The sequence below is a fragment of the Mycobacterium sp. E796 genome, assembly GCF_001672815.1.
In the GTDB taxonomy this organism is placed as follows: domain Bacteria; phylum Actinomycetota; class Actinomycetes; order Mycobacteriales; family Mycobacteriaceae; genus Mycobacterium.
The window spans coordinates 1-25,840 of sequence record NZ_LZKK01000095.1 but is presented as its reverse complement, the minus strand read 5'-3'; the positions used below and the strand labels follow the sequence as shown (position 1 = coordinate 25,840).

Sequence of the window (25,840 nt, the reverse complement as noted above, 5' to 3'; positions counted from 1 at the left end):
GTAATGACGACGCTGGCACAGTCGGACGCCGGCCTGGTGCTCCCCGAGACCCCGGATTTGGCCCGGATGCGTCGCGAGACCGGCGCGCGGTTGCGCACGGCCATGGCGGAACGCGGTGTCGACGCGATGGTCCTGTTGGGCAACAACGCCGTGGTGTACGCCACCGGAACCAGTTGGCCGCTGGGTGATGCGGGTCTGTCCTACGTCGAGCGGCCGGTCGCCGTGGTGCTTCCCGACGACGAGTGGCCGCACCTCTTCCTGCCGTTCCGTGAGGGTGTCGCGCACGAGTCGGAGCTTCCCGTCGACCATCTGCACGGGCCGGTCTACCTCGAATTCGACGAGGGCGTCGGCGATTTCGCTCGTCGATTGGCCGATCTGATACCGGCCGGGGCGGTGGTCGCGGTCGACGAGTGCACCGGCGCGATGTCACGGGCCGCGAAGTCGTTGTTCCCGAATGGCGGTCCCGCCGACGCGGCGCCCATCGTCAGCGCCGCCAAGGTCGTCAAAACCCCGGACGAACTGGCCTGCATCCGCACCGCCGTCCGGATCACCGACGAGGCGATGATCGACGTGGACAAGGCCCTTGCCCCCGGCGTCCGCCAGACCGACCTGTCCGCAAGCTTTTTGCGGCGGTCCTTCGAGTTGGGCGCCATGGCCAGCATGCTGGAGCCGATCTGGCAGGTGATGCCGCCGAGCAAGGCGGAAGGAGTCTGGACGACGCACGGCGACCTGGCGCTGCCCCTGCTGAGCACCGAGCGCGAACTGGCCGAGGGGGACGTCCTGTGGACGGACGTCAGTATCACCTACCACGGCTACTGCTCGGATTTCGGCCGCACCTGGATCGTCGGCCGTGAGCCGACGCCGCGCCAGCAGGTGCAGTTCGAGAGGTGGCAGAACATCATGACGGCCGTCGAAGCCGTGGCTCGTGCCGGCGCCACCGCCGGGGATCTGGGCAGGGCCGCCATCGCGGCCAACGACGGTGCCCGGCCCTGGCTGCCGCATTTCTACCTCGGCCACGGGATCGGCGTCAACGCGGCCGAAATGCCGATGATCGGAACGGATCTCGGTCAGGAGTTCGACGACAACTTCGTTCTGCAGTCGGGAATGGTGCTGGTGCTCGAGCCGGTGGTCTGGGAGGACGGCACCGGTGGCTACCGCAGCGAAGAAGTCGTGGTGATAACCGAGGAAGGCTCGACTCGATTGACCGACTACCCCTATGCCCCCTATGGCAACTGAGGTTCTGCCCGACGAGCGGGCGCTGCGTACGGGTCGTCGTCAGCGCGTCCTGGACCAGATGGCGGCACATGACCTCGATGTGCTGGTGTTGGGTCGTCAGGCCAATACCCGCTACGTCACCGGGACCCCGCAGCTGTGGGTCGCCGGCACCCGGCCATTCGGCCCGTCCTGCGTGCTGGTTCGCGAGACGGGCGCCATCCACTTGCTCAGCACATGGGACGAGGGCGTCCCGGAGGACATTCCCCACGAGAACCTGTACGGCATCTCGTGGAACCCCGCCAACACAATGTCGGCGTTGCAACGCATCGACGGTGCGGCCACGGCGCGGCGTGTCGGAACCGACGCGCTCTCACCGGCTTTCGCGCAGCTCTTGCCAACCGCATTTCCCAATGCCGAGCTGGTCGACGGCGAGCTGGCGATGCGCGCCGCCCGGCGGGTCAAAACCGCCGAGGAGATCGTCGCGCTGCGGGAAGCCTGCGCGGTGGCCGAGTCCGGCCTGGCCGCCGCGGTGGCCGAGTTGCAACCCGGGGTGCGCGAGCAGACATTGGCCGGCGTCATGCTGGAGGCCATGGCGGCCGGGGGCGTGAGCACGCCGTCCAATCAGGAATTCGCGTGGATCACCTCGCGCGACCACTCGTGGCGACGGGTCAGCGGCGACGGCCGCGTGAAAGACGGCGATCTGGTGGCATTTTCGGCCGGCGTGCTGGCCGGCGGCTACATGGGCGAGGTCGGGCGCACGTGGCCGGCGGGGGACGTCGCTGGCGCCCCCGACCTGTATCGGCGCTGGGGCAATCTGTGGGCGAGGCTGATCGACGCCTGCCGGGCCGGCGCCGCGGCCGCCGAATTGCTGGCGGCCTACGAGGCCGCCGGCGAACCGGCGCCCCCGATGCCGGTGGCCCGGGGATTGGGCCTGGGCTTCGACCCGCCGGTTGTGTCGAAGCACCTGCCTCACACCGCGGCCGACGAACGACTCGAGCCGGGAATGGTTTTGGCCGTGACGGGCTACGTGTGGGAGCAGGGCGTCGGTGCGGTGTTCGGGCGCGAGGCGGTGTTGATCACCGCCGACGAGCCCGAGGTCCTGACCTCGAGCCCGTCATGGCGGGCATGAGTGAGCAACCGAGGGCCGAAACACCCTTGGCCGGCTGCACGGTGGTCGACCTCTCCACCGGAATAGCCGGCGCCTACTGCACGAAGCTGCTCGTCGATGGCGGCGCCGACGTCGTCAAAGTCGAAGCACCGGAAGGCGATCCGCTGCGACGGTGGTCGTCCTCGGGCGCGTCCATCCCGGCCGACACCGACGGGGCGCTGTTCACCTTCCTGTCCGGGTCGAAGCACAGTGTCGTCGCCGACCCCGCGGCCGGCGACGACGTCGAGCTGGTCACCCGGTTGCTGGCCGCGGCGGACGCCGTGGTGTGGTCTCGGGGGTCGCGGGTGGCCGAACACCCACGGTTCACCCCCGATGCCATGCATCGGGCGCACCCGCACCTGATCGTCACGTCGATCACGCCATTCGGCCTGCGGGGCCCCTGGCGAGACCGGCCGGCGACCGAATTCACGCTGCAGGCATGGTCGGGCGGGATCGTCGGGCTGGGCCGCGGGTTGCCCGAACGGGCACCCGTCTTCGTCGGCGGGCAGGTCGGGGAGTACATGGCCGGCGCGTACGCCAGTGTCGCGACCCTGGCGTCGCGATTGCGTCGCGACGGCTCGGCGGGATCCGGCGAAATCATCGACCTGTCGATGCTGGAGACCCAGATCCTTTGTCTGACTTACTATCCGGTGACCTACTTCGAGATTCTCGGCCGGCCCTGGCGAGACGCGAGGCGCCTCACGGTGCCGGGCGTAGCCCAGGCAAAGGATGGTCTGGTGGACCTCGGCTGCGGGACCGCGCAGCAGTGGTTCGACCTGTGCGCGATGGTCGGTCACCCGGAGTGGATCGACGAGGAATCCCCGCTGACCATCACGGAGCAGGCCAACGTCCACGCCGAAGACATCTACGCCTGGGTCGAGGCCAACCTGGTCGACGAGATCCGCGACCTCGCGACGGCCTTCCGGATCCCCAACGCGCCGGTCGCCAACGGCGCCAACATCGAGTCGTTGGAACACTTCGTCGAGCGGGGATCCTTCGTGCGCAACCCGCGCGGCGACTTCCACCAGCCAAGCCACCCCTACCGGATGCGGCCCGCGAAGCTACGCCGGCCGGCAGCGGCGCCGCGGCTGGGCGAGCACACCGCGCGGTACCGGGCCGCGGCCCTCGCCCCACGGCCCGCACCGGCAACCTCCCGATCGCCGAAGCCCCTGCCGTTCAGCGGACTTCGAGTATTGGACATGACCACCTTCTGGGCCGGGCCCTGCTGCACTCACTTTCTGGCCATGCTCGGCGCCGAAGTCATCCACGTCGAGTCCGCCCGCCGGCCCGACGGCACCCGGCTCATCGCCGGGATACCGAGCACCGAAAAGCAGTGGTGGGACAAGTCGCCGATCTTCGCGGCGCTGAACACCAACAAGAGGGGCCTGGCGCTGGACCTGCAGCGTCCGCAAGGCCGGGAGGTGCTACTGCGGCTCATTGCGACGTGCGACGTGATCGTGGAGAACTTCACCCCCCGGGTGCTGGACCAGATCGGGCTGGATTTTGCTGCGGTTCAAGCGGTTCGGCCCGACGCGGTGATGCTGCGCATGCCCGGGTTCGGGCTCGACGGGCCGTGGCGCGACAACCCGGCGTTCGCCTACGCGATCGAATCGGCGTCCGGCCTGAGCTGGCTCACCGGCTACCCCGACCGCCCGCCATACGAGCCGTACTCCATCGGGGATCCCAACGCCGGTGTGCACGCCCTCAATTCCCTGCTGCTGGCGTTGGAATACAGGTGCCGCACCGGACACGGCGTGCTGGTCGAGGCCGCGATGGTTGATGCGGCGCTGAGCATTTCCGCCGAACAGGTCATCGAGTACTCCGCCTACGGGGCACTGCTGCAGCGCGCCGGCAACCGCGGACCGACGGCGGCGCCGCAAAACCTTTACCGCAGTGCCGACATCGACGAATTCGGCCGGCCCGACTGCTGGGTCGCCATCGCGGTGCAAACCGACGACCAATGGGAACGGCTGTGCGCTGCGGTCGGATCGCCTTCCTGGGCAACCGATCCCGAACTGTCGAGCCACGCCGGGCGCCGCGCTTGCCAGGACATGATCGATGAGCGGCTCGCCGCGTGGTGCGAGTCGCGCGGCAGCGACGAGATCGTCACCGTCCTGTGGGACGCCGGCGTGCCGGTGGCCAAGGTGATGCAGCCACATCGCCAAACGGATCTGCCGCAGCTTTCATTTCGCGACTTCTTCGAAGAGGTCGACGACCCGCTGAACGGCCCGGCCAGGCTCAGCACCGTGCCCATGAGATTCTCCGGAGGGCCCGGGCGCTTCCACACGACTTCCGCGCCCACGCTCGGGCAACACAACCATGAGGTGCTCACCGCTCTGGGCCTGACCCCGGCGGAGATCGCGGACCTGGAAGCCGACGGGGTCATCGGCACCGCACCCGCGACGTAGACCGCCGGCCAAAGTCGCGGGCGCCGTCGTCACACTTCCGGCCGCGGCGTCGTCTGAAGGGCATGGACGCACTACTTCATCGAAGCGCATTGGTTGTGCTGGGCGCCGGCGGCGCCGTCACGGGCGGGTGGGCCTACGCGGCGCCGCGGCACTGGTATGACAACTTTCCCGGTTTCGGCATGAGCTGGCTCCCGCAACTCGGCCCGTACAACGAGCACTTCGTCAAGGACGTCGGGGCGATGTTTTTGGCGCTGACCGCGTTGGCCGCGGTGACCTTTGTCCTGGTCGCCAACCAGACCCTGGTCCGGGTCACGGCGGTCGTCTGGCTCGTCTTCAACACGCTGCACTGCCTCTATCACCTGTCGATGCTGCAGATGTACAACACCCGGGACGCGACGCTGAACGGAATTCTGTTGCCGCTGTTGGTCGTAGCAGCCGCGGCGCTGTTCAGCCCGGTGCGAACCGCTAGTGGGCCCAGCCCTCAGCGGCCTGCTCGTCAAAAGTGCGATCAATGCGGTCGAATCGACGCTTGACCGAGGCCCGCGCCGCCTCGTGTGGCAACACGTACAAACGATTGGCCAGGATCGCGTCGGCGGTCAGCCGCGCCACCTCGTCGACACCCAGCGTCTGGTCCTGCGCCGGCAGCGGCCCGAGCGAGCCCGTGATGTCGGGCGTCGACGCCAGGCCGTAATCCGCGCCGCGGATTCGTTCCGAGTTGGACACCAACTTGGTTTCGACCACCATCGGGCACAGCACCGAAACGCCGATGCCGTTGTCCTTGACCTCGCGGGCCAGCGTCTCGGCCAGGGCCACGACGCCGTACTTGGCCACGCCGTACGCCCCGAGGCCCGCGTTGGGGACCAGTCCGGCGAACGACGCGGTGAACGCGATGTGACCCCCGGTGCCCTGCTCGAGAAGTCTCGGCAGGAACGCTTCGACGGCGTGGATGGACCCCCACAGGTCGATATCGATCACCCAGCGCCAGTCCTCGTGCGTCATCTGCGCGATCGGACCCGCGACCACGATGCCGGCGTTGCTGAAGAGGACATCAACCTGGCCGAGCAGGCGAAAGGCTTCGTCCGCGAGGTGAACCATCTCCTCGAGATGCCGCACGTCGCACGTCACCCCGTGCGCGTCGAACCCCTCGCCACGCAGGTGCGCGACGGCCTGCTCCAGCGCGGGCTGGTCGACGTCGGCGAGCACGAGCCGGGCCCCGCGGCGGGCAAACTCGGTGGCGGTGGCCAAGCCGATGCCGCTCGCCCCACCGGTCACGACAGCGGCGCGTCCTTCAAATCCGTCCATAGGACGGACTATTTCAGACAGCTACCCGCATCGATCGGCAGGGTCACGCCGGTGACGTAGCGAGACTCGTCGGAGGCGAAGAACAGCACAGCGTTGCTGATATCGATCGGGTCCACCCACGGGACCGGCAGCGTGTGGAACATCTGGCAGATCGGCGCCATGTCGTCGGGCCCGGGATTCTCCAGGTCCGGCCGGAACATCCGCCACGTGCCCTCGTTCATGATCATCGCCGTGCTCACGTGCGTGGGGTGCACCGAGTTGACGCGAATCATGTGCTGCCCCAACTCGACTCCGAAGGCGCGCATCAGCCCCACGACGCCGTGCTTGGCGGCGACGTAGTGCCCGGTGTGCGGGTACGCCTTGAGCCCCCCGACCGAGCTGGTCAAGATGATCGATCCGCCGCGTCCGCCGGCCAGGATGTGCGGGACGCCGGCCTTCACCGTCTTCCACACCCCCGACAGGTTGACGTCGATCATCTCCGTCCAGTCCTCTTCGCTGGTTTTGTCCAGCGTCTGACCGCCATTGCCGATGCCGGCGTTGGCGACGATGATGTCCAGCCGACCCAGCTGCTCCACTCCGCTGTCGACGGCGGCCTTGAGTGCGGTGTAGTCGCGCACGTCGACTTCGGCCGTGACGATCCGGCGGTTGTGCCCCTTGACGAGGTCGGCCGTCTCGGCCAGGTCCTCCGGGGTCGACGCCGGGATCGCCGAGCCCTCCACCTGGCCCTCGCGGATGGGTTTGCAGATGTCGACGGCGATGATGTCGGCGCCCTCCTGCGCCAATCGCACCGCGTGGCTGCGGCCCTGACCGCGCGCCGCCCCGGTGATGAAGGCGACCTTGCCCTCGACACGTCCAGTCATTGCTCCTACCTCATTTCCTCGGTGGCTCGGCGCAGAACAGCCGGCATGCCCGACGGGCGTCAACGGCGGATCCGTTTTGGTTAATTCTGGTTCTAAATATTAGAGAACATCGTTCTCCGCTGGCAATGGCGTGCGCTATGTGCTCAGCCCGACGGGGCCGATTACGAGTGCTAGCCGACGAATCCGCGTGAGCAGAAGTCCCACACCTCGTCGGCGGTGATGGGATGGATCGTCGCGTCGTCGGAGCCGCCGCTGGACTGCGCGATGAACATGACCGTCTGCATGGTCATGGCGGCGACCCGCTTCGGGTTGACCTCTGCACGCAGCTTGCCGGCATCGGCGGCGGCTTCCATGAGCTCTGTGAGCAACGCTAGCAGGGGGGCGTGGGCGACCTTGACCTCGGCGGGATGCGTGACCAGCAAACGCGGTGCGAAGTCGGTGAACAGCGGCCGCTTGGCCGTCGGGTCGGGGCGGGATGCCTCGTAGAGCAGCTCGACGGCGACCTTGAGGCGCTCCAGCGCGTCGGTCTGGCTCTCGGTGGCGGCGCGGATCTGGTCGGCGGACCGGCTCAGGGCGTCTTCGAACAGGGCGAGCAGGAGCTCGTGCTTGCCGTCGAACTGCAGGTAGAAGCTTCGCAACGACTGGCGGGAGCGGTCCACGACTTCCTGGACGGTAAAGTCGGTGCTGCCCTTCTCGATGATGATCGCCTGTGCCGCGTCGAGGAACCGCTGAACTCGCTGTGCCGCACGCAATTTCGCGGTCTTGATCGACCGTTCGACGGCGCGCTGCTTCCAGGCTGGCTCTTCGCTTGGGCTTGTCACGGCCGGCTCAGACGATTGCCGCGTGGGGAGAACATGATTGGACTCTACCGGAGAACGCCGTGCCATCGGTGCGCTCGACCCCCTATGGACGCCGTGTTGGAGATTGTAACTTTCTCACGACGAGAATAGTATTCTCTTACACGTGTGTATGGAAGCTTAACCGCAAGAGCGATCCACGCCGTCCCCGAGAACCCGGAAACCGCCCTTCGCAGGAGTGCTGTGCAACTGACCTTTGATGCCGACGTCGAGGCGTTCCGCGCCGAGTTCGTGGCCTTCCTGGACGCGCATCTTCCCTCCGAGGCCGAGGCGGTCGAGCGCCCCCGGTCGAGTTCGCACATCCCCGAGTGGGCCCGGCGCTGGCAGCGGCTGCTCTTCGACAGCGGATGGCTGCTGCCCGGCAATCCACCGGAATTCGGTGGTCGCAACGCCACGCTTTTGCAGCAATACGTGTATTTGGAGGAATTGGGGCGCCGGCGCATCTATCAGAGTTTCAATCCGCAGGGCGTCGGCATCATCGCGGCGTCGTTGTTGACGTTTGGCACCCCGGAGCAAAAGCGGCGATGGGCGGTGCCGATCCTGCGGGCCGAGATCACCGCGTCGTTGGGGATGAGCGAACCGGGCGCGGGTTCGGACCTGGCGTCGCTGAAAACGCGGGCGGTGCTTGACGGCGACCATTTCGTGGTCAACGGGCAGAAGGTGTGGACGTCGGGCGCTCATGACGCCGACGTGCTGTTGGCGTTCGTGCGCACCGATCCGGGCAAGCCGAAACACAAGGGCATCAGCGCGCTGATGATCCCGACCGACACCCCGGGCGTGGTGCGCCGCCCGTTCGCGTCGATGTGCGACGGCGATGAAATCGACTTCAACGAGGTGTTTTTCACCGACGCGCGGGTGCCGGCCGAAAATCTCGTCGGCCAGCTCGATGAGGGCTGGCGGGTGGCAACCGGTTCGCTGGGGCACGAACGGATCATGCTGTGGATGGGGTATGTCGACCTGTTGCACGAACTGACCGCCGATTTCACCCCGTCCGGGCCGCTGGAGCGGGACCGCTACGCCACCTTGGTGATGGATTCCTACGCGCTGCGGCTGCTGGGCTCGGCGGCCCTGGCGCGCGCCGCCCGCGGGGAGGAGGACGTACCGGCACAGTCGGTGCTCAAGCTGCTCGGTTCGGAGGCGCTACAGCGCGCCTCCGAGGACGCGCTGAATGCCGCGGGCGCCGAGGGCCTCGTCTACCACGCAGTGACCGCGCCGTTCGCGCCGCTGAACCTCGACAGCCACTACCGCAGCTGGTTCGACCGCTACGCGCGCAGCTTCGCCGCGACCATCGCCGGCGGCACGTCCGAAATCCAGCGCAACATCATCGCCGAGCGGGTGCTCGGCCTGCCGCGCAACTAGCGCGCGTCCAACCAGGCGTAGTAGCCGATCGCCGCCAGCCCCGCGGCGATCGAGATAGCCCCTAACACCATGCCCGCCAGGGCGATTCGGGGATTGTTGGCCTCGCCGCGCTGCACTCGCCTACGGGCGACGTCGCCCGTTATCACCGCCGCTATGCCGAAGGGCACCCCGATGAGCAGCCAGCAGGTGAAGAGCGCGACGATGCCCACGAGCAGCGAGGCGACGCCGACCTCGTTCCGGGGTACGTCGGGTTGGGTCATTGCGTCCGATCTCTTGGGTGGCCTGCCGAGTTTACGCGCCGGCCCCGCCGCGCGTTACAGCTGCGCCAGCCGCGGCGCGAAGCCCTTGGCCCGCAACGTCGTCCCGGCCTCCCGGGTCAGCTCCCGCGCGCTGCCCAGCAGGCCGTCCAGGACCAGTGACCGCTTGACGTGGTGGTGCAGCTGGTGCTCGGCGGTGAAGCCGATGCCGCCCAGGACCTGTTGGCAGTGGCGTGCGGCGGTGAGCGCAGCCTGACCGGCCGCGGCCTTGGCCAGCAGGGAAGCCAGGCCGTCGGCGTCGTCCGGCTGGGCGGCGGCACGCAGGGTCGCCTCGGCGCCCTCGATCGCGACGAGCGTCTCGGCCAACCGGTGCCGGATCGCCTGAAACGAGCTGATGCGCCGACCGAACTGAACACGGTCCACGGCATGTTGGCGCGCCAGCGACAGCATCGCCCGGCTGCTGCCGACCAGCCACCAGCCCACCGCCCGTCGTCCCGCGGCGAGCGGAACCGGATCACCCTGCGGCACATGGCGTATCGGCAGCCCGTCCAGCGCCGCGGTGGCCCGGTCGTCGCGCTCCCACACCACCCAGGACCCCCCGGCGAACGGCAGGGGCACGGTTCCGCGGTCCCCGCGTCCGGTGGCTCGCAGCACCACATCGTTGAGCACCGGGGCGTGCGCGCCGGACTCGCCGAGCAGCCGGAACACCAAAGGTATTGCGACGTCGGGCATCTCATCGAGCATGTCGTGCCAGCCGAGATCGGACAGCGCCGCGTCGAGCTTGGCCCCACTCGCGGCGGTCATGGTGGTGCGCAAGGAGTCGGCCAGCAGCTGCAGCGCCTCGGCGTCCACGATTCACTCCTTCCCGAGGTCGAGCAGCCGGCGGGCGATGATGTTGCGCTGGATCTCGGCGGTTCCGCCATAGATGGTGGCCGCTCGCGAGTACAGGTACTCCGAGCGCCACGGCGTGTCATCGAGCTCCAGCGTCCCGGGCAACAGGTCACGGACGGTGTCGTAGAGCCGTTGCTCGGCGGTGGCCAGTAGCACTTTGTCGATGGAGGTGTCCGGTCCCAATCGCGCGCCGTCACGCAATCGGTGCTGGGTGTCACGGGATCGGCAGCGCAGCGTGTGCAGCGCCAGATAGGCCGAGCCCAAAGCGGATTCGTCGGGTTCCCGCGCTTCGGCAATGAGCTCGTCGAAGCGCGAGTACAGGTAGGCGATCCGCTGCCAGAAGCAGGCGGAGCGCTCATAGGGCAGCAGGTCCATCGCGAGTCGCCAGCCGTCTCCGGGTCGGCCGAGCATGCGGCTTGACGGGATCACCACGTCGTCGTAGTAGACCTCGCAGAACTCGTCGACCCCGTGCATCGTGCGAAGCGGCCGGATGGTGATGCCCGGGGTGTCCAGGTCGACGAAGAACGCCGTGATTCCGTCATGAGAGGGCTGCGCCGGCGCGGTGCGAGTGAGCAGGACGCAGCGGGTGGAGAATTGCGCGAAGCTGGTCCAGACCTTCTGGCCGTTGACGACCCAGTTGTCGCCGTCCGGGGTGGCGCGGGTGGTCAGCGACGCCAGGTCGCTGCCCGACCCGGGCTCGGAAAAGCCTTGGCACCAATGCTCGCGGCCGCTGAGCAGTCGCGGCACCATTTCCGCGGCGAGTTCGGCGGGCGCGTAATCGATCATCGTGGGAGCGAGCACTTCGAGCATCGAGTACGGGCCGGGCTCGGCCAGTCGCCGGCCCACCACTTCCTCGCCGACGATCGCGCGAAGCACCGCGGGCCCACCCAGGCCGCCGACCTCGACGGGCCAGCCGTAGCGCATCCAATCGGCGTCGTACAACGCACGGCTGACGCGGGCGAATTGCTGCATATGGCCCTGCAGCGAGTGATCGGGTCCCGGGGTCAGATCATTGTCGTCGAGCCACGCGCACAGGCCCGCCCGGAACTCCTCGACATTCACCGCTCGGCTTTCACGGCTGCGGACGGCCGACGGCGTGCGGGCGCCCGGAGTCGTGCACGCCGCTGCGCCGGATGAAGGTCATCGCCCTTGTCTTCAGCCGCCACCCGTCGGCGGTGCGGGCGTAGGTGTCGCGGTAGTAACCGATCCTCATGTCATGGGTGGCGTGCTCGATGAAGCACAGCGGCTGCGTGCCGCTGGCCGAATCGCCGTCGATGTCCTCGACCAGGGCGGTTCCGGTGAGAAACAAGCCCTTTGGCGCCGCAGCGACCAGCTCGGGGAACCTGTCCAGCCGATAGATGTCGCCGAACGCGCTGTATGTTCCGTCCGGGGTGAAGACGCCGATGAGTCCCTCGATGTCGCCTTGGGTGATGGTCACCGCGTAGCGGGCGAGCAGCTGCTGAATCTCGACCAGATCGTCAGTTCTGGTTGGCATAGACCTTGCCGCCTTTCATGACGAAGCTGACCTGTTGGGTAACGGTGATGTCTTCCAACGGGTTTCCGGGTACCGCGATGATATCGGCGAGCTGCCCCTGCACCAGCCGGCCCCGGTCGGTCGAGTTGATCAGCTCGGCCGCGGTCACCGTGGCCGCGCGCAGCACCGCCAGCGGCGGCAGGCCCCATTCCACCAGGGTGACAAGCTCGTCGGCGTTCTTGCCGTGCGGTATCGCGGGCGCGTCGGTGCCGACGGCGATCTTCACACCGGCCTGGTGGGCGGCCAGGATCGAGGTGCGCGACTTGGGGAACATCTCCGCCGCCTTGGCCTGCAGCTCGGGCGGGGCGTGCGAGACGTCCATGCCCTCCGCCAGGCGCCGAGTGGATACCAGGAACGTGCCATGCTCGACCATGGTCGCGATCGCCTCGTCGTCGATCAGGAAGCCGTGCTCGATGCAGTCGATGCCGGCCGCGACGGCGTGCTTGACCGCGTCCGCCCCGTGTGTGTGTGCGGCAACCCGCAGCCCGCGCCGGTGTGCCTCGTCGACGATCGCGCACAGCTCCTCGTCCGAATAATGTTGAGCGCCGGGCGGTCCCGTCAGCGACATCACTCCGCCCGAGCAGCAGACCTTGATCAGCTCGGCGCCGTGTTTGATCTGGTAGCGAACGGCCCTGCGGATTTCGTCGATCCCGTTGGCGATGCCCTCTTCGACGGTCAGGTCCAACACGTGGGGGGCGAAGGCGGCGAACATCGTCGGATCCAGGTGGCCGCCGGTCGGGGTGATGGCGTGGCCGGCCGGCACCACCCTCGGCCCCTCGATCCAGCCCGCATCGATGGCCTTGCCCAGCGCGACGTCAAGCAGGTAGCCACCGGTCTTGACGAACAACCCGAGGTTTCGCACCGTGGTGAAGCCGGCGCGCAACGTGCGGCGGGCGTTGCCGACCGCGCGCAGCACTCGGGTCGGCGGGTCGTCCTGAACCTGGGACAGGCCGGGTTTCTCCCCGCGCCCGCCCATCAGGAGGTTGACCTCCATGTCCATCAGCCCGGGCAGCAGGATCGCCTCGCCGAGGTCGATGAGCTCACCCTCGGGCCCACCGCCCAGCCCCGCGATCCGGTCGCCCTCGATCCGGACGACGCCGGGGGAGACGATCTCGCCGGCGTCGACGTCAAGCAGCCCGGCGGCCTTGAGCGTCAACACCGGTTAGATCACCGGTTCCCGGATGCACTCCACCCAGGCCGCGCCGCTGTCGGGCACCCGCGGCTGCTTCCATGCCTCGATCGGAAACGACACCATCACGAGCGACTGCATGATGTGCATGAGACTTTTTGCGTCGTCGGGCAGATCGTCCAGTGGGAATTTGTCGCAGTAGGCGATGGCGTCGTTGAGGCGCGGGAAGGCGACATCGTAGAACGCCTGCATCTCGGGCATCGTCGAGGCCAGCCGCTTGGCGTAGCGTTCCGGCTCGGTAGCCAGATCCCAGTCCAAATAGGGCTCCAGGTCGGCAAATTCAGACGGTAACGCCATTGCGCTGGTACTCCTTTACAAAGTCGCCGGTCGTCTTGTGCAGATGACGGATCAGGACTTCCTGGTCGCACAGCAGGAACTCCTTGACGGCCCGGGTTCCGATCATGGTCTGGGTCGCCTCCAGGGTGTTGGCGTCCTGCAGCGCGTACTCCTTGAAGGTTACGGCGGCCAGCTCCTGGGCGAGGCGTTCCCGCGCGTTGCGCGGCGGGACGAAATAGAGCGTGCACTCGAAGGTGTGCTTGTCCACGGCGGTCGGCCAATAGTGGTAGGTCAAATACCAGCCCGGCTCCCAGATCAGCAGCATGAAGTTCGGGTAGAAGAGCCACGAGTCGATGCCCCACTGCGGCGCTCGCTTCACGTTGACACCCGGTGGCAGCTCGAGGTTCTCGATGATTTCCGGCTTGTCCCAGGGGCCGAACAAACCGCTGCGCAACACCTGGTCCATCGGCTTGACCATCGACATGTCCGGCGGCGGCGCCTGACCACCCCAGGTCGATTGCAGGTTGTGCGGACCGGCCAACTCGTAGTGCAGCGCCTCGTAGCCGTACTTCTGGATCTTGGCGGCTTCTTCCTTGGTGTACTGCCCCTGGTGCAGGATCGGCGCGTGGTAGAACTCGACGAACGCGTCGATGAACAGCTTCCAGTTGCTGCCGACCTCGGCCCGGTACGAGTATGTCTCGGTCATCGCGCCGAAGGGGTAGCCCTCGATGCTCTTGGCCAGCGGCCCGAGGTAGTCGGTGAGCGGCGCCGCGTTGTCGTCGAAGTTGATGAAGATGAAGCCTTCCCACACCTCGCACCGGACGGGCGCCAGGCCGTATTGGCTCTTGTCGAGGCCGAAGAACTCGTCTTCCTGTTGGACGAAGGTCAACTCGCCGTCCAGGCTGTAGCGCCAGGCGTGGTACTTGCAGGTGAACTGGCGGCACGTGCCCGAGGTCTCCTCGTGCGGAAAGTCGTTCCACACCAGCTTGTTTCCGCGGTGCCGGCAGACGTTGTGGTACGCCTTGACCGTCCCGTCCTTGGTCTTGGTGATGATCACCGACGTGCCCTTGCCCGCCGACGGCAGCTCCTTGGTGAAGTAGCTGCCGGTGCGCGGCAACCGCCCCACGCGGCCGACGTTGAGCCAGGTCCTCTTGAAGATCGCGTCACGCTCGGCCTCGAAGAACGCTGGGTCGATGGAATCGGTGTAATCGACCGGCGCGGTACCGAGCTCGGGGTAGTTTTCTGTCCAGCTTCCGGCAGCTGGTTTCGGGAAGTGGGGCAAGGCTCTAACCTTTCTCGTTCTCGAGCTGTACGCCAAAAGTGTTGATGGCCATCGCGAGCGCGATGTAACCGCCGACGGTGAAGACGAAGTCCATGCGCTGACGTTCGTCGAGCCGCTCGCTGAGGCTGGCCCACGTCTGATCCGAGACGTTTGACTTCTCGTCGAGTTCGTCGACGGCGGCGAAGACGGCGCGATCGAACTCGTCGTCCGTCTCGCCGGTCTTGGCGGCGGCGATCTCCGCTTCGGACAGTCCGACCTTCTTTGCGATGTCCACGTGGTGGGACCACTCGTAGGCGCAGTCGCATCGATGGGCGACTCGCAGGATGGCTTGTTCGCGGATGCGCGCGGGTAGGGAGGAATCGAGCAGCAGGTACCCGCCGAACCGCAGATACGCCCGGGCCAGTTTCGGGTGGCGCGCCAGCGTCGACATGAGCGTGCCGGCGTCCCGCGGGTTACGACGTTCCGGGGGAAGCATGCCGGCAAGCGACTGCTCGACGGCCTCGTCCCACTGGTCCGCGGGCAGCGGCGGCAGGCGCATTGCGCGCGCCTCCTCTCGGCGTTCTATCGGGTAACTCTCGATCCAGGAGAATCATATTCTCATTTCCAACCAATAGAGTTGCATGATTCGGTCGGTTGGTCAATGCCGACGGCAGGGATCCGCGCTGGCCGGGCCCGCCGCGGTCGCTGGATGTTGATTCTCGCTTCGCGAGAAGATAGTTTTCAAAATAGTGTTCTTGGCGCCGGGCATTGCTTGTCGATGTCGTGTGGGAGCGGCACGCCCGAATGGCTGAGACGCATCCGAGACTCGGAAGGAATGGCCATGAACAAGGAAGACATGATCCTGATCAGCGTCGACGACCACACCGTCGAACCGCCGGACATGTTCAAGAACCACCTGTCGAAGAAGTACCAGGACGATGCGCCGCGGCTGGTGCACAACGCCGATGGCTCCGACATGTGGAAGTTCCGCGACACGGTTATCCCCAACGTGGCCCTCAACGCGGTCGCCGGCCGCCCCAAGGAGGAGTACGGCATCGAGCCGACGGGGCTCGACGAGATCCGGCCGGGTTGTTACAACGTCGACGAGCGCGTCAAGGACATGAACGCCGGCGGCATCCTGGCATCGATCTGCTTCCCCTCCTTCCCGGGCTTCGCGGGGCGGTTGTTCGTCACTGAGGATCACGACTTCTCGATCGCTCTGGTGCAGGCCTACAACGACTGGCACATCGACGAGTGGTGCGGCGCGTACCCGGCTCGGTTCATCCCGATGGCGATCCCGGTGATCTGGGATGCGGAGGCGTGCGCCGCCGAGGTGCGCCGGGTGTCGAAGAAAGGCGTGCACGCGCTGACCTTCACCGAGAACCCGGCCGCGATGGGTTATCCCAGCTTCCATGACGAGTACTGGAACCCGCTGTGGAAAGCCTTGGTGGACACCGACACGGTGATGAACGTGCACATCGGGTCGTCCGGCCGGTTGGCCATCACCGCGCCGGATGCGCCGATGGACGTGATGATCACGCTGCAGCCGATGAACATCGTGCAGGCCGCCGCCGACCTGTTGTGGTCGCGGCCCATCAAGGAATACCCGGACCTGAAGATCGCCCTGTCCGAGGGCGGAACCGGCTGGATTCCCTACTTCCTGGAGCGCGCGGACCGGACGTACGAGATGCACTCCGCCTGGACCCACCAGAACTTTGGCGGCAAGCTGCCCAGCGAGGTTTTCCGCGACCACTTCCTGACCTGCTTCATCAGCGACAAGGTCGGCGTGGCGCTGCGCAACATGATCGGCATCGACAACATCTGCTGGGAAGCCGACTACCCGCACAGCGACTCGATGTGGCCGGGCGCGCCCGAGGAACTCTGGGATGTGTTGTCCCTCAACAATGTCCCCGACGACGAAATCAACAAGATGACGCACGAGAACGCGATGCGGTGGTACTCGTTCGACCCGTTCACGCATATCTCGCGCGAACAGGCGACCGTGGGTGCGCTGCGCAAGGCCGCCGAGGGGCACGACGTCTCCATCAAGGCGGCGGGCCACGCCAAGGACTCCCGAGGCGGCTCGTCCTTCGCGGAATTCGCGGCCAACGCGAAAGCCCTTACCGGCAACACGGACTAAGCCGTACTGGCGCCGAGCAGACGCAAAAGCGCCAAATTTGTCGGCGTGTCGGGCGCTTTTGTGTCTGCTCGCGCTGAGAGGAGACCCAGCAGTGCCCGGCGGTGGAATGAATTTCGAGCTGACCGATGACCAGGAGCTGATCCGCCGGTCGGTCGCCGAGCTGGCCCGGAAGTTCGACGACCAGTACTGGATGGAAAAGGACCAGGCGCACGAGTTTCCGACCGAGTTCTACCGGGCCATAGCCGACGGCGGCTGGCTCGGCATGACGATTCCGACCGAGTACGGCGGCCACGGTCTGGGGATCACCGAAGCAACTATCCTGCTCGAGGAGGTGGCGAAATCCGGCGGCGCCATGAACGCCGCCAGCTCGATCCACCTGTCGATCTTCGGCATGCAACCGGTGGTGGTGCACGGTTCCGAGGAACTCAAGGCGCGCACGCTGCCCCAGGTCGCAACGGGCGAGGTGCACGTCTGCTTCGGCGTGACCGAACCCGGTGCGGGGCTGGACACGTCGCGCATCACCACCTTCGCCAAACGCGACGGCGACCGCTACATCGTCAACGGCCGCAAAGTGTGGATCTCCAAAGCGATGGAGTCGGACAAGATCCTGCTGCTGACGCGCACCCAGAGCTACGAGGAAGTCACCAAGAAGACCGACGGGATGACGCTGTTCATCACCGATCTCGACCGCAGCCGGGTCGACATCCGGCCCATCCGCAAGATGGGCCGCAACGCCGTCAGCTCCAACGAGTTGTTCATCGACAATCTCGAAGTGCCCGTCGAGGACCGAATCGGCGAGGAGGGCAAGGGTTTCCAGTACATCCTCGACGGCCTCAATCCCGAACGGATGCTGATCGCCGCCGAGGCGCTCGGCATCGGACGGGTGGCGCTGGACAAGGCGGTGAAGTACGGCAACGAGCGTGAGGTCTTCGGGCGGCCCATCGGCATGAACCAGGGCCTGCAGTTCCCCCTCGCCGATTCGCTGGCCCGCCTCGACGCGGCCGAGTTGATGCTGCGCAAGGCGACCTGGCTCTACGACAACGGCAAACCCTGTGGGCGCGAGGCCAATACCGCCAAATACCTGTGCGCGGACGCCGGCTTCACCGCCGCGGACCGGGCGTTGCAGACCCACGGCGGCATGGGATACGCGGAGGAGTACCACATCACGCGCTACTTCCGCGAGGCTCGGCTGATGAAGATCGCGCCGGTCAGCCAGGAGATGATTTTGAATTTCCTGGGATCCAACGTACTGAAATTGCCGAGGAGCTATTGACCACGCCCGACGATCCGTCGCTGCTCGTCGACGACCGCGGCCGCGTGCGGACCCTGATCCTCAATCGTCCGCGGCGCAAGAACGCGATCGATCCCGCGCTGTGGATCGCGTTGCGGGACGCCCTCGACGAGGCCGGGCGCGACCGCGGCGTGCGTGCGCTGGTCATCACCGGTGCCGGCGGCAGCTTCTGCTCGGGCGCCGACATCTCGGTGCCCGATGACGTTCATCCGAAATACAAGCTGCAGCGCCTGACGGACGTGGCCCTGGCCTTGCACGAGCTTCCGATTCCCACCGTCGCCAAGGTGACGGGCGTCGCGGTGGGGGCGGGATGGAATCTGGCGCTGGGTTGCGATCTGGTGGTCGCGACACCGGAATCCACCTTCTGCCAGATCTTTTCGAAGCGGGGCCTCTCCGTCGACCTGGGCGGTTCCTGGTTGCTGCCGAAACTCGTTGGGCTGCAGCAGGCTAAGCGTCTCGCGCTGCTCGCGGAGACCATCGATGCAGCCGAAGCCCAGGCCCTCAACCTGGTGACCTGGGTGGTGTCCGCCACCGAGATCGACGCCTTCGTCGGTGATCTCGCCGATCGGCTCGCGTCCGGTCCGCCGTTCGCGCTCGCACAAACGAAGGCGCTGCTGAACGAGGGCGCCGATTGCACGATGCGCGCTGCGCTGGCCAACGAGGCGCGCGCGCAGATCGGCAACTTTGCGACGGCGGACGCAGCGGACGCGTATGCCGCCTTCGCCGAACGACGCGAGCCGTCGTTTACTGGTCGATGGGCGTTATCGAAAACTGATGGAGAACAAGATGCGTGAGACGGTCATCGTCGAGGCAGTACGGACGGCGGTAGGAAAGCGCAACGGGGGTTTGTCCGGCGTGCATCCCGCGGACCTGTCCGCGGTCGTCCTCAACGAGTTGCTGGACCGCGCCGGCGTGGGACCGGAGATCGTCGACGACGTGGTCTGGGGATGCGTGTCCCAGGTCGGCGACCAGTCCAGCAACATCGGGCGCTACTCGGTCCTGGCCGCCGGCTGGCCGGAAACCATCCCCGGCACCACGGTCAACCGGGCGTGCGGTTCGAGCCAGCAGGCGCTCGATTTCGCCGTGCAGGCGGTGATGTCGGGTCAGCAGGATGTCGTCGTGGCCGGCGGCGTGGAGGTGATGAGCCGCGTTCCGCTGGGCGCGGCCCGCGCGTCGGGGATGCCGTACGGCCCGAAAGTCCTTGAGCGCTATGACGATTTCTCGTTCAACCAGGGCCTGTCGGCGGAGATGATCGCCAAGAAGTGGGGATTTTCGCGCGGCCAGCTGGACGAGTACTCGGCCCAGTCGCACGAGCGGGCGGCCGCGGCCCAGGACAGCGGGGCCTTCACCGATCAGATCGTTCCGGTGTTCACCGATGACGGAACCGTCGTCGCCGACGAGGGGGTGCGCCGCGGCACCACCGTCGAGAAACTGGCCGGGCTCAAGCCCGCGTTCGTCGACGACGGCGTGATTCATGCGGGCAATTCCTCGCAGATCTCCGACGGGGCGGCGGCGCTGTTGGTGACCACGGCGGAGATGGCGGTCGAGCTGGGTTTGACGCCGCTGTTGCGCTACCGGGCCGGCGCCGTCACGGGGGCCGATCCCGTCCTCATGCTGACCGGACCCATCCCGGCGACCGAGAAGGTGCTGACCAAGGCCGGCATCTCGCTGGCGGACGTGGGGGTCTTCGAAGTCAACGAGGCGTTCGCACCGGTCCCGCTGGCGTGGCTCGCGGAAACCGGAGCGGACCCGAGTCGACTGAATCCGCTGGGTGGCGCCATCGCGCTGGGGCACCCGCTGGGCGCCTCCGGCGCGGTGCTGATGACGCGGATGGCCCACCACATGCGTGATAACGGCATCCGATACGGCCTGCAGACGATGTGTGAGGGCGGCGGCACGGCCAACGCCACCCTGGTCGAGCTGGTCTCGTAACACCCGCCGAAAAACGGCCCCGATGAGACGCTTGTCACAGCCGGGCAACCAACCTACTGTGTGTTCAGTAGGTTGTTACAACGGCTGGCCGAGAGGGAACCCGGTGCCCGTCGCGCGGCGATACGACACGCTTCTCGCCAAGGGCGAGGACCGCAAGCAGCGGATCCTCGACGTGGCGCAACGCCTGCTTATGCGCAACGGCTGGCGCAACACCACGCTCGCCCAGATCGCCGGCGAGGCCGGGGTCACCCCCGCGGGCCTGCTGCACCACTTCGAATCCAAGGAGCAGCTGCTGCACGCCGTGCTGGACGCACGCGACCAGGACGACGCCACCCACGCCGACCGCGCCGGGGATCTGCTCGCCGAGATCGCCCGGGTCGCCGATCGCTTCAGCCGGGCGCCAGAGATGGTGGGCACGTTCACCGTGCTGCTGGTCGAAAACATCCTCCCCGACGCCCCGCTGCACGACCGCATGCTGGACCGGCAGCGACAGGCCATCGACATCGTCGCCGAGCTCATCCGGCTCGGCCAGGCGGACGGCCGGTATCGCACCGACATCGACCCCGCCGTCAAGGCAATCGAAATTCTCGCCTTCGTCCACGGAATGGAAACAATATGGTTGCTCGACCCTTCGATACCGCTGACCGACGCCTTCAAGGAATACGCGGAGGCGCTGGCGCGGGACTTCGCGCCGCCGAAGACGAGCGAGCAGACATGAGGTACCGGCTCGACGTTGTCGCCAGCAGCGTCGCCGACGTGGTCAGGTTCGCCGGCGGCTGGCTCTTCGACCGCTCGATGGCGGGATGGGACGTCACCGTCCTGCTGACCGACCTGGCCGACTGCCCCGACGTTCGGCCGCTGCAGATCCTTGGCGCCCGGACGCTCGACCTCGAGGACGCCCTGGCCACGGTGGACACGCGGCCGCACCCCCAGGCGCTGGCGGCCGCGGCCGACCTGTTCGGATGCGACTCCCGCGTGCGACAGGGCGTGTTGCAAGCCCTCGACCACGGCGTCACCGAGGTGACGCTGTGGGGCGAGAGCTGGCCGGCCGAGCTGGACGACAGCGTCGGCCTGGTACAGCACCGGCTGAGCATGGCGGCGAAGATCTTCAAGGGCCAAGCCCTGGCGGCGGCGTTGAACGGCGACGGCGTGCCGCACGGCCCGATCGGCGGCCTCGAAACCTTCCGCAGCGGGCTGCTGGCGTGGCCCTCGGTGGCCGCCGACCTGGTTCCCGCCGGCTAGTCACCGCTTCCAAACTCGGCAGCCGTCGTTTGACGACGACTGGACCGTGTGGAAATGTAATACTCATCTCTGAGAGGCTCATTCTCACTGCTGAGATTCGAACGGAGCGACACGGTGAACGACTTCACCAAGATGGATTTCTTCCGCGGCAAAGAGCTCATCGCGGACCCGTATCCCTACTACGAGGCGTTGCGGCAGCAGTGCCCAGTGACGCGGGAATCCCACCACGGCGTCACCATGGTGACCGGTTGGGACGAGGCCTGCGCGGTGCTCAACGACGCCGCGACGTGGTCCTCGTGCATCTCGGTGACCGGACCGTTTCCCGGTTTTCCGGTCAGCCTCGAGGGGTTGGGAGACAGCGACATCACCGAGCTGATCGAGCAGCACCGCGACGAGCTGCCGTTCAGCGACCAGCTGCCCACGCTGGATCCGCCGACCCACACCAACCACCGCTCGCTGCTGATGCGGCTGATCACCCCGAAGCGCCTCAAGGAGAACGAGGACGCCATGTGGGCGCTCGCCGACCAGGCGCTCGACGATTTCCTGGCGCCCGGCCGCGGCGACTGGATCAAGGGCTTCGCCGGCCCGTTCACGCTGCTGGTGATCGCCGACCTGCTGGGCGTGCCGATGGAGGACCGGGACAAGTTCGTCAAGGGCATCGCCGAGCATGCTGGTGGCGGCGTCGGGGGCACCGGCAAGGAGTCGCTGGCGCACAGCCCTCTGGAATTCCTCTACGGCCTGTTCTCAGACTATGTCCGCGACCGCCGTCGCGAGCCCCGCGACGACGTGCTGACCGGCCTCGCGACCGCCACCTTCCCCGACGGCTCGATCCCCGACGTCGAAGACGTCGCCCGTGTCGCCAGCAACGTCTTTTCGGCGGGCCAGGAGACCACCGTGCGGCTGCTCGGCGCCGCGCTTCAGACAATCGGGGAGCGCCCCGACATCCAGGCGCAGCTGCGCAGGGACCGCAGCCTGATCCCCAACTTCATCGAAGAGTCGCTTCGCCACGAAAGCCCGGTCAAGGGAGACTTCCGGCTGAACCGGGTGCCCGTCAACGTCGGCGGCGTCGATTTACCGGCGGGCACCACCGTGATGATCGTGCAGGCGGCCGCCAACCGCGATCCGCGCCGGTTCGAGGACCCGACCACATTCGATCCGGCCCGCAAAAACGCCCGCCAGCACATCTCGTTCGGGCGGGGAATCCACAGCTGCCCCGGCGCGCCGCTGGCGCGGGCCGAGACCCGGGTGGCGATCGAGCGACTGCTCGACCGGACATCCGACATCAGGATCGACGAGAGCGTGCACGGCCCTGCGAATGACCGCCGCTACCAATATGTTCCGACCTACATCCTGCGCGGCCTGACCGAACTGCACCTGGAGTTCACGCCCACATGAAAGTTTCGGTCGACGACCAACGCTGTCGCGGTCACGGCGTGTGCGTCACGTTGTGCCCCGACGTGTTCAACCTAACCGACGACGGTTACGCGGAGTCGATAACATCCGAGGTCCCAACGGAATTCGAGGCCGCCACCCGAGAGGCCATCGACTGCTGCCCCGAGCAGGCGATCAGCGAGACGCAGGGAGATTGAATGGCTAAGGGCTACATCATTCTGACCGAGGCCATCAAGGATCCCGAGGGCATGAAGGCCTACGGCCGGGCCGCGGGAGCGGCGATGGGCGGGGTCAACATACTGGCGGTGGACACCGCACCCACGGTCATCGAGGGCACCTGGCATGGCCACCAGACCGTCGTGCTGGAATTCGAATCGGTGGACGCGGCCCGGGCGTGGTACGAGTCCGAGGCCTACCAAAAGGCGGCGCGGCTACGCCAAGCGGCGGCCGACTGCAACGCGGTCATCCTTTCCGGATTCGGCTAGCCCTCCACGATCGAGATCGCCTGCCGGGGGCATTGACGGACGGCCTCACGCACGTCCGATTCGATCTCCGGGGTGACTTCCTCTTGCAGCACGGTCAGCATGTCGTCGTCGCCGAGGTGGAAGATCTCGGGGTTGATGCCCATGCAGACGCCGTTGCTTTCGCAAAGCCCCCAGTCGACCTCGATCTTCTTCGTCATCGCGATTCCCCTTACCGAAGTATCTTGACGGGTACATTCTTCCAGCCGGCGACGTTCTGCATGTTCACCCGCTTGCACCCGGCCCAGTCCACCTCGTAGCGCGGCATGAAGTCCAGCAGCCGCTCCAGCGCGAGCCTGCTCTCAAGGCGCGCCAGCGCCGCGCCGAGGCAGCTGTGGATCCCGTATCCGAGACCCAGGTGTTGCGCCTCGGTCTGGTCGCGCTCGATGTCGAACGTCTCGGCGTCGGTGAAGGCCTCCGGATCGCGGTTCGCGGCGGCACCGCAGAGGAACACCGGCTTGCCCGCCGGGATCACGCCGCCACTGACGTGCGCCTCTTTGAGGGTGTAGCGCACGTTGTATTGCACCGGCCCCTCGTAGCGCAACAGCTCTTCCACCGCGCCCGGAATCTTGCTGCGGTCGTCCTGCAGCATCTGCCACTGGTCGGGGTGATGAGCGAAGATCACCGCCGCGTTGCCGAGCAGCTTGGTGACGGTCTCGGCGCCCGCGCCGCCCAAAAGGGTGGCGAAGCCGGTGATTTCGATGTCGTCGAGCTTGCGCGGGTTACCGTCCTCGCCGGGGATTTCGGCCGCGATCAGCCGGCTGATCATGTCGTCCTGCGGTTCGGCGCGCCGCTCCTGGATCAGGCCGAAGTAGTACATCGCGGTATCGATGTTCGCCTGCATCCCGGCTTCGCTGATATCGATCTGCCCGGGTTCGTGATGCAGGCTGGTGTCGATCCAGTGGCGCACCTGTTGACGGTATTCCTCTGGAACGCCGGCCATCCGGGTGATGACTTCCACCGGGAACGGCCCGGAGAAGTCCTGCACGACATCGAAATTGTCGGGGTCTGCGGCGCCCAGGTATTTCTCGATCACCTCGATGATCGTTTCGACCTGCGATTGAATGGCCCGCGGGGTGAACGCCTTGTTGAGCAGGCTGCGCATGTGGCGGTGCTCAGGCGGGTCCATGAAGATGATCGACTTCTGTTCGGGGGAGATCCCTCGCCGCACCATCGCGAGGTCGCAGCCGCGCGCCGAGGAATACGTCTCGAAGTCCTTGAACGCGGCCGCAACGTCGATGTGCCGGGTCAGCGCGTAGAAGTCCTCTTTCTCGTCGTAGTACAGCGGCGCGTCTTCGCGCATCCGTCGATAGATGTCGAACGGATTGTTGAAGAACTCCTCGGAGAACGGATCGAACACGACCTTCGGCTTGGTCACTGCATGCTCCTCATCGGCGGGCTGAACCGTTACAGCGGATTGCCTGACTGTAACGCTAACGGTAGCGCTTTCGTGACGCAGCGAAAAGACCAAAACACCACCATGTCAGACCTTCCCGCCAACCCCGCCGACTTTGATCACTTGCTCCAGCGCGCCCAGGTCACCGCCCAGTCCCGCGGCGACGTCACGTACGACCGCCACGTCTTTGGCCACGAATTCGCCCGCTACCTCGATGAACGAGCCGACGGAGCCCCGGGCGGCGACGATGTCCAGCACCCGGCTGGCGGCGCTGCCCTGGGGGAGTGCTTCCAGCAGCGTCGATTCCGGGACGCCCAGGCTTTCGCCCAACCGGATGGCCTCCGCGAGCAGCCCGATATGGCCCGCGAACAGCGCGTTGTTGACCAGTTTCACCTTCTGCCCGGCGCCGATCGGCCCTACGTGCAGGACCGGATCGCCGTAGCAGCCCAGCACGGTTCGCACCCGGTTCACCGCGGCGTCGGCGCCGCCGACGAAGAGCGTCAGCATGCCGGCGGCGATGTCGTGCGGGCCGCCGCTGACCGGGGCGTCGACCACGCCGACATCGGCGGCGCGGGCGGCGATGGCCTCGATCGTCTTGGGGCTCGCGGTGGTATGCACCACCAACGTGGAACCCGGCCGCATCGTGGATAGCAGGGCGCCGTCCAGGCAGACCTGCCGCACTTGTTCGTCGGTGAACACGCAGACCACCACGACGTCGGCCCACGGACCGAGCTCACCCACGTCGCCCACCGCGTGGGCACCGAGCCACGCGAGATCGCGGCGCTGTTCGTCCGACCGGGCCAGGGCCCGGACGTCGTGGCCCGCGTCGATGAGCCGGACCACCATGGGGCGTCCCATCCGGCCCACGCCGACGAAGCCGACTTTCATCGGGGGTGCCCCATCTGGGTCAGGGTGGCGTCGGCCGCGTCGAGCACGGCGCCCCCGCGGGCCGCGGCCCGCTCGGCGAGTTCGACGACCAACCGGACGTCCTTCTGCAGCAGCGTCCCGGCCAGGCCGGCCAGCCGGTCCAGGCCGCCGATGCCGCCAAGAGCGTTGAGCGCGAAGCTGTTTGCGCTGCCGCGCGAGACGACTTCGACGAGGCGATCCGGCGACACGCCCAGCTCGTCGGCCAGCGACAGGGTGGCGGCCGCGGTGCCCAGGTTGGCGGTGAACAGCAGGTTGTTCAGTAGTTTAGTGGTCTGCCCGGATCCGAGGTCGCCCAGATGAACGACGGGGTCGGCGTAGGTTTCGAAGACCGGACGGCAACGCTCGACGACGTCGCCGTCGCCGCCGACCATCACCAGCAGCCGGCCCTCCGATGAAAGTCGGCTTCGTCGGCGTGGGCCGGATGGGACGCCCCATGGTGGTCC

General features: G+C 67.0%; 29 protein-coding genes. 14 read left to right on the top strand and 15 right to left on the bottom strand.

The window, feature by feature from the left end; genetic code table 11:
* Positions 1–3 precede the first annotated feature (3 nt).
* The 4 genes from A5706_RS08035 to A5706_RS08020 all read left to right on the top strand — a co-directional run bounded on the left by A5706_RS08035 (position 4) and on the right by A5706_RS08020 (position 5,303).
* Positions 4–1,236, top strand: a complete 1,233-nt coding sequence (locus A5706_RS08035) for a Xaa-Pro peptidase family protein (RefSeq protein ID WP_068128895.1) — start codon at positions 4–6, stop codon at positions 1,234–1,236.
* Positions 1,226–2,344: a Xaa-Pro peptidase family protein gene (locus tag A5706_RS08030; protein ID WP_068128893.1), complete on the top strand. Its 1,119-nt coding sequence runs from the start codon at positions 1,226–1,228 to the stop codon at positions 2,342–2,344. The genes A5706_RS08035 and A5706_RS08030 overlap by 11 nt, the downstream gene beginning before the upstream one ends.
* On the top strand, positions 2,341–4,770 hold the full coding sequence (locus tag A5706_RS08025; RefSeq protein WP_068128956.1) for a CaiB/BaiF CoA-transferase family protein: 2,430 nt from the start codon (positions 2,341–2,343) through the stop codon (positions 4,768–4,770). The genes A5706_RS08030 and A5706_RS08025 overlap by 4 nt, the downstream gene beginning before the upstream one ends.
* A 62-nt stretch (positions 4,771–4,832) precedes the next feature.
* A complete protein-coding gene (locus A5706_RS08020) occupies positions 4,833–5,303 on the top strand; it encodes a hypothetical protein (protein WP_068128890.1) in 471 nt (156 codons plus the stop codon).
* Here A5706_RS08020 and A5706_RS08015 read toward each other — a convergent pair.
* From A5706_RS08015 to A5706_RS08005, 3 genes are all read right to left on the bottom strand, one after another.
* Positions 5,236–6,072, bottom strand: coding sequence for an SDR family NAD(P)-dependent oxidoreductase (locus tag A5706_RS08015; RefSeq protein WP_068128888.1), 837 nt, complete (start codon positions 6,070–6,072; stop codon positions 5,236–5,238). The two genes, A5706_RS08020 and A5706_RS08015, sit on opposite strands and share 68 nt — an antisense overlap.
* A gap of 8 nt (positions 6,073–6,080) precedes the next feature.
* The gene (locus tag A5706_RS08010) at positions 6,081–6,932 is read right to left on the bottom strand and encodes a mycofactocin-coupled SDR family oxidoreductase (RefSeq protein WP_068128887.1); all 852 of its coding nucleotides are present in this window, start codon (positions 6,930–6,932) and stop codon (positions 6,081–6,083) included.
* Positions 6,933–7,102: 170 nt separating this feature from the next.
* A complete protein-coding gene (locus tag A5706_RS08005) occupies positions 7,103–7,753 on the bottom strand; it encodes a TetR/AcrR family transcriptional regulator (RefSeq protein ID WP_068128884.1) in 651 nt (216 codons plus the stop codon).
* 219 nt (positions 7,754–7,972) lie between these two features.
* Here A5706_RS08005 and A5706_RS08000 point away from each other — a divergent pair, with 219 nt between their 5' ends.
* Complete coding sequence (locus tag A5706_RS08000) at positions 7,973–9,148, top strand: acyl-CoA dehydrogenase family protein (RefSeq protein WP_068128882.1); 1,176 nt, start codon at positions 7,973–7,975, stop codon at positions 9,146–9,148.
* Here A5706_RS08000 and A5706_RS07995 read toward each other — a convergent pair.
* From A5706_RS07995 to A5706_RS07960, 8 genes are read right to left on the bottom strand one after another with little or no spacing between them, the layout of a single operon-like run.
* Positions 9,145–9,408: a DUF4190 domain-containing protein gene (locus A5706_RS07995; RefSeq protein WP_068128880.1), complete on the bottom strand. Its 264-nt coding sequence runs from the start codon at positions 9,406–9,408 to the stop codon at positions 9,145–9,147. The two genes, A5706_RS08000 and A5706_RS07995, sit on opposite strands and share 4 nt — an antisense overlap.
* A 54-nt stretch (positions 9,409–9,462) precedes the next feature.
* Positions 9,463–10,209, bottom strand: a complete 747-nt coding sequence (locus A5706_RS07990; protein ID WP_068128953.1) for an acyl-CoA dehydrogenase family protein — start codon at positions 10,207–10,209, stop codon at positions 9,463–9,465.
* Positions 10,210–10,260: 51 nt separating this feature from the next.
* A complete protein-coding gene (locus tag A5706_RS07985) occupies positions 10,261–11,358 on the bottom strand; it encodes an acyl-CoA dehydrogenase family protein (RefSeq protein ID WP_068128878.1) in 1,098 nt (365 codons plus the stop codon).
* A gap of 10 nt (positions 11,359–11,368) precedes the next feature.
* Positions 11,369–11,791, bottom strand: coding sequence for a nuclear transport factor 2 family protein (locus tag A5706_RS07980; protein WP_068128876.1), 423 nt, complete (start codon positions 11,789–11,791; stop codon positions 11,369–11,371).
* A complete protein-coding gene (locus tag A5706_RS07975; protein ID WP_068128874.1) occupies positions 11,775–12,989 on the bottom strand; it encodes an amidohydrolase family protein in 1,215 nt (404 codons plus the stop codon). Before A5706_RS07975 ends, A5706_RS07980 begins: the two co-directional genes overlap by 17 nt.
* A gap of 3 nt (positions 12,990–12,992) precedes the next feature.
* On the bottom strand, positions 12,993–13,316 hold the full coding sequence (locus A5706_RS07970; RefSeq protein ID WP_068128873.1) for a hypothetical protein: 324 nt from the start codon (positions 13,314–13,316) through the stop codon (positions 12,993–12,995).
* On the bottom strand, positions 13,300–14,577 hold the full coding sequence (locus tag A5706_RS07965; RefSeq protein WP_068128871.1) for an aromatic ring-hydroxylating dioxygenase subunit alpha: 1,278 nt from the start codon (positions 14,575–14,577) through the stop codon (positions 13,300–13,302). The genes A5706_RS07970 and A5706_RS07965 overlap by 17 nt, the downstream gene beginning before the upstream one ends.
* A 4-nt stretch (positions 14,578–14,581) precedes the next feature.
* A complete protein-coding gene (locus A5706_RS07960; protein WP_068128869.1) occupies positions 14,582–15,115 on the bottom strand; it encodes a carboxymuconolactone decarboxylase family protein in 534 nt (177 codons plus the stop codon).
* Between the two features lie 282 nt (positions 15,116–15,397).
* On the opposite strand from A5706_RS07960, the gene A5706_RS07955 reads away from it, so the two are divergent.
* From A5706_RS07955 to A5706_RS07915, 9 genes are all read left to right on the top strand, one after another.
* Positions 15,398–16,696: an amidohydrolase family protein gene (locus A5706_RS07955; protein ID WP_068128951.1), complete on the top strand. Its 1,299-nt coding sequence runs from the start codon at positions 15,398–15,400 to the stop codon at positions 16,694–16,696.
* Positions 16,697–16,802: 106 nt separating this feature from the next.
* Positions 16,803–17,969 (top strand): acyl-CoA dehydrogenase family protein, encoded by a 1,167-nt coding sequence (locus tag A5706_RS07950; RefSeq protein WP_068128867.1) that lies wholly within the window; start codon positions 16,803–16,805, stop codon positions 17,967–17,969.
* Positions 17,966–18,781, top strand: coding sequence for an enoyl-CoA hydratase/isomerase family protein (locus A5706_RS07945; protein ID WP_068128865.1), 816 nt, complete (start codon positions 17,966–17,968; stop codon positions 18,779–18,781). Before A5706_RS07950 ends, A5706_RS07945 begins: the two co-directional genes overlap by 4 nt.
* On the top strand, positions 18,774–19,919 hold the full coding sequence (locus tag A5706_RS07940) for a thiolase family protein (RefSeq protein WP_068128949.1): 1,146 nt from the start codon (positions 18,774–18,776) through the stop codon (positions 19,917–19,919). Before A5706_RS07945 ends, A5706_RS07940 begins: the two co-directional genes overlap by 8 nt.
* 103 nt (positions 19,920–20,022) lie before the next feature.
* Complete coding sequence (locus A5706_RS07935; RefSeq protein ID WP_068128863.1) at positions 20,023–20,637, top strand: TetR/AcrR family transcriptional regulator; 615 nt, start codon at positions 20,023–20,025, stop codon at positions 20,635–20,637.
* Positions 20,634–21,161 carry a hypothetical protein gene (locus A5706_RS07930; protein WP_068128861.1) on the top strand — a complete coding sequence of 176 codons (528 nt, stop codon included), beginning with the start codon at positions 20,634–20,636 and terminating at the stop codon, positions 21,159–21,161. Before A5706_RS07935 ends, A5706_RS07930 begins: the two co-directional genes overlap by 4 nt.
* Before the next feature lie 132 nt (positions 21,162–21,293).
* A complete protein-coding gene (locus A5706_RS07925; RefSeq protein ID WP_068128946.1) occupies positions 21,294–22,556 on the top strand; it encodes a cytochrome P450 in 1,263 nt (420 codons plus the stop codon).
* Positions 22,553–22,750, top strand: a complete 198-nt coding sequence (locus A5706_RS07920) for a ferredoxin (protein ID WP_068128859.1) — start codon at positions 22,553–22,555, stop codon at positions 22,748–22,750. Before A5706_RS07925 ends, A5706_RS07920 begins: the two co-directional genes overlap by 4 nt.
* On the top strand, positions 22,751–23,038 hold the full coding sequence (locus A5706_RS07915) for a DUF1330 domain-containing protein (protein ID WP_068128857.1): 288 nt from the start codon (positions 22,751–22,753) through the stop codon (positions 23,036–23,038).
* Here the strand turns inward: A5706_RS07915 and A5706_RS07910 are convergent.
* The 4 genes from A5706_RS07910 to A5706_RS07895 form a co-directional block, all read right to left on the bottom strand.
* A complete protein-coding gene (locus A5706_RS07910; protein ID WP_067153045.1) occupies positions 23,035–23,235 on the bottom strand; it encodes a ferredoxin in 201 nt (66 codons plus the stop codon). The two genes, A5706_RS07915 and A5706_RS07910, sit on opposite strands and share 4 nt — an antisense overlap.
* 11 nt (positions 23,236–23,246) lie before the next feature.
* Positions 23,247–24,452 carry a cytochrome P450 gene (locus tag A5706_RS07905; RefSeq protein WP_068128855.1) on the bottom strand — a complete coding sequence of 402 codons (1,206 nt, stop codon included), beginning with the start codon at positions 24,450–24,452 and terminating at the stop codon, positions 23,247–23,249.
* 105 nt (positions 24,453–24,557) lie between these two features.
* Positions 24,558–25,358 (bottom strand): NAD(P)-dependent oxidoreductase, encoded by an 801-nt coding sequence (locus A5706_RS07900; RefSeq protein ID WP_082964247.1) that lies wholly within the window; start codon positions 25,356–25,358, stop codon positions 24,558–24,560.
* Positions 25,355–25,840, bottom strand: a 486-nt coding sequence (locus A5706_RS07895; RefSeq protein WP_156767012.1) for an NAD-binding protein, incomplete at its 5' end; no start/stop codon positions are given. The genes A5706_RS07900 and A5706_RS07895, both read right to left, overlap by 4 nt.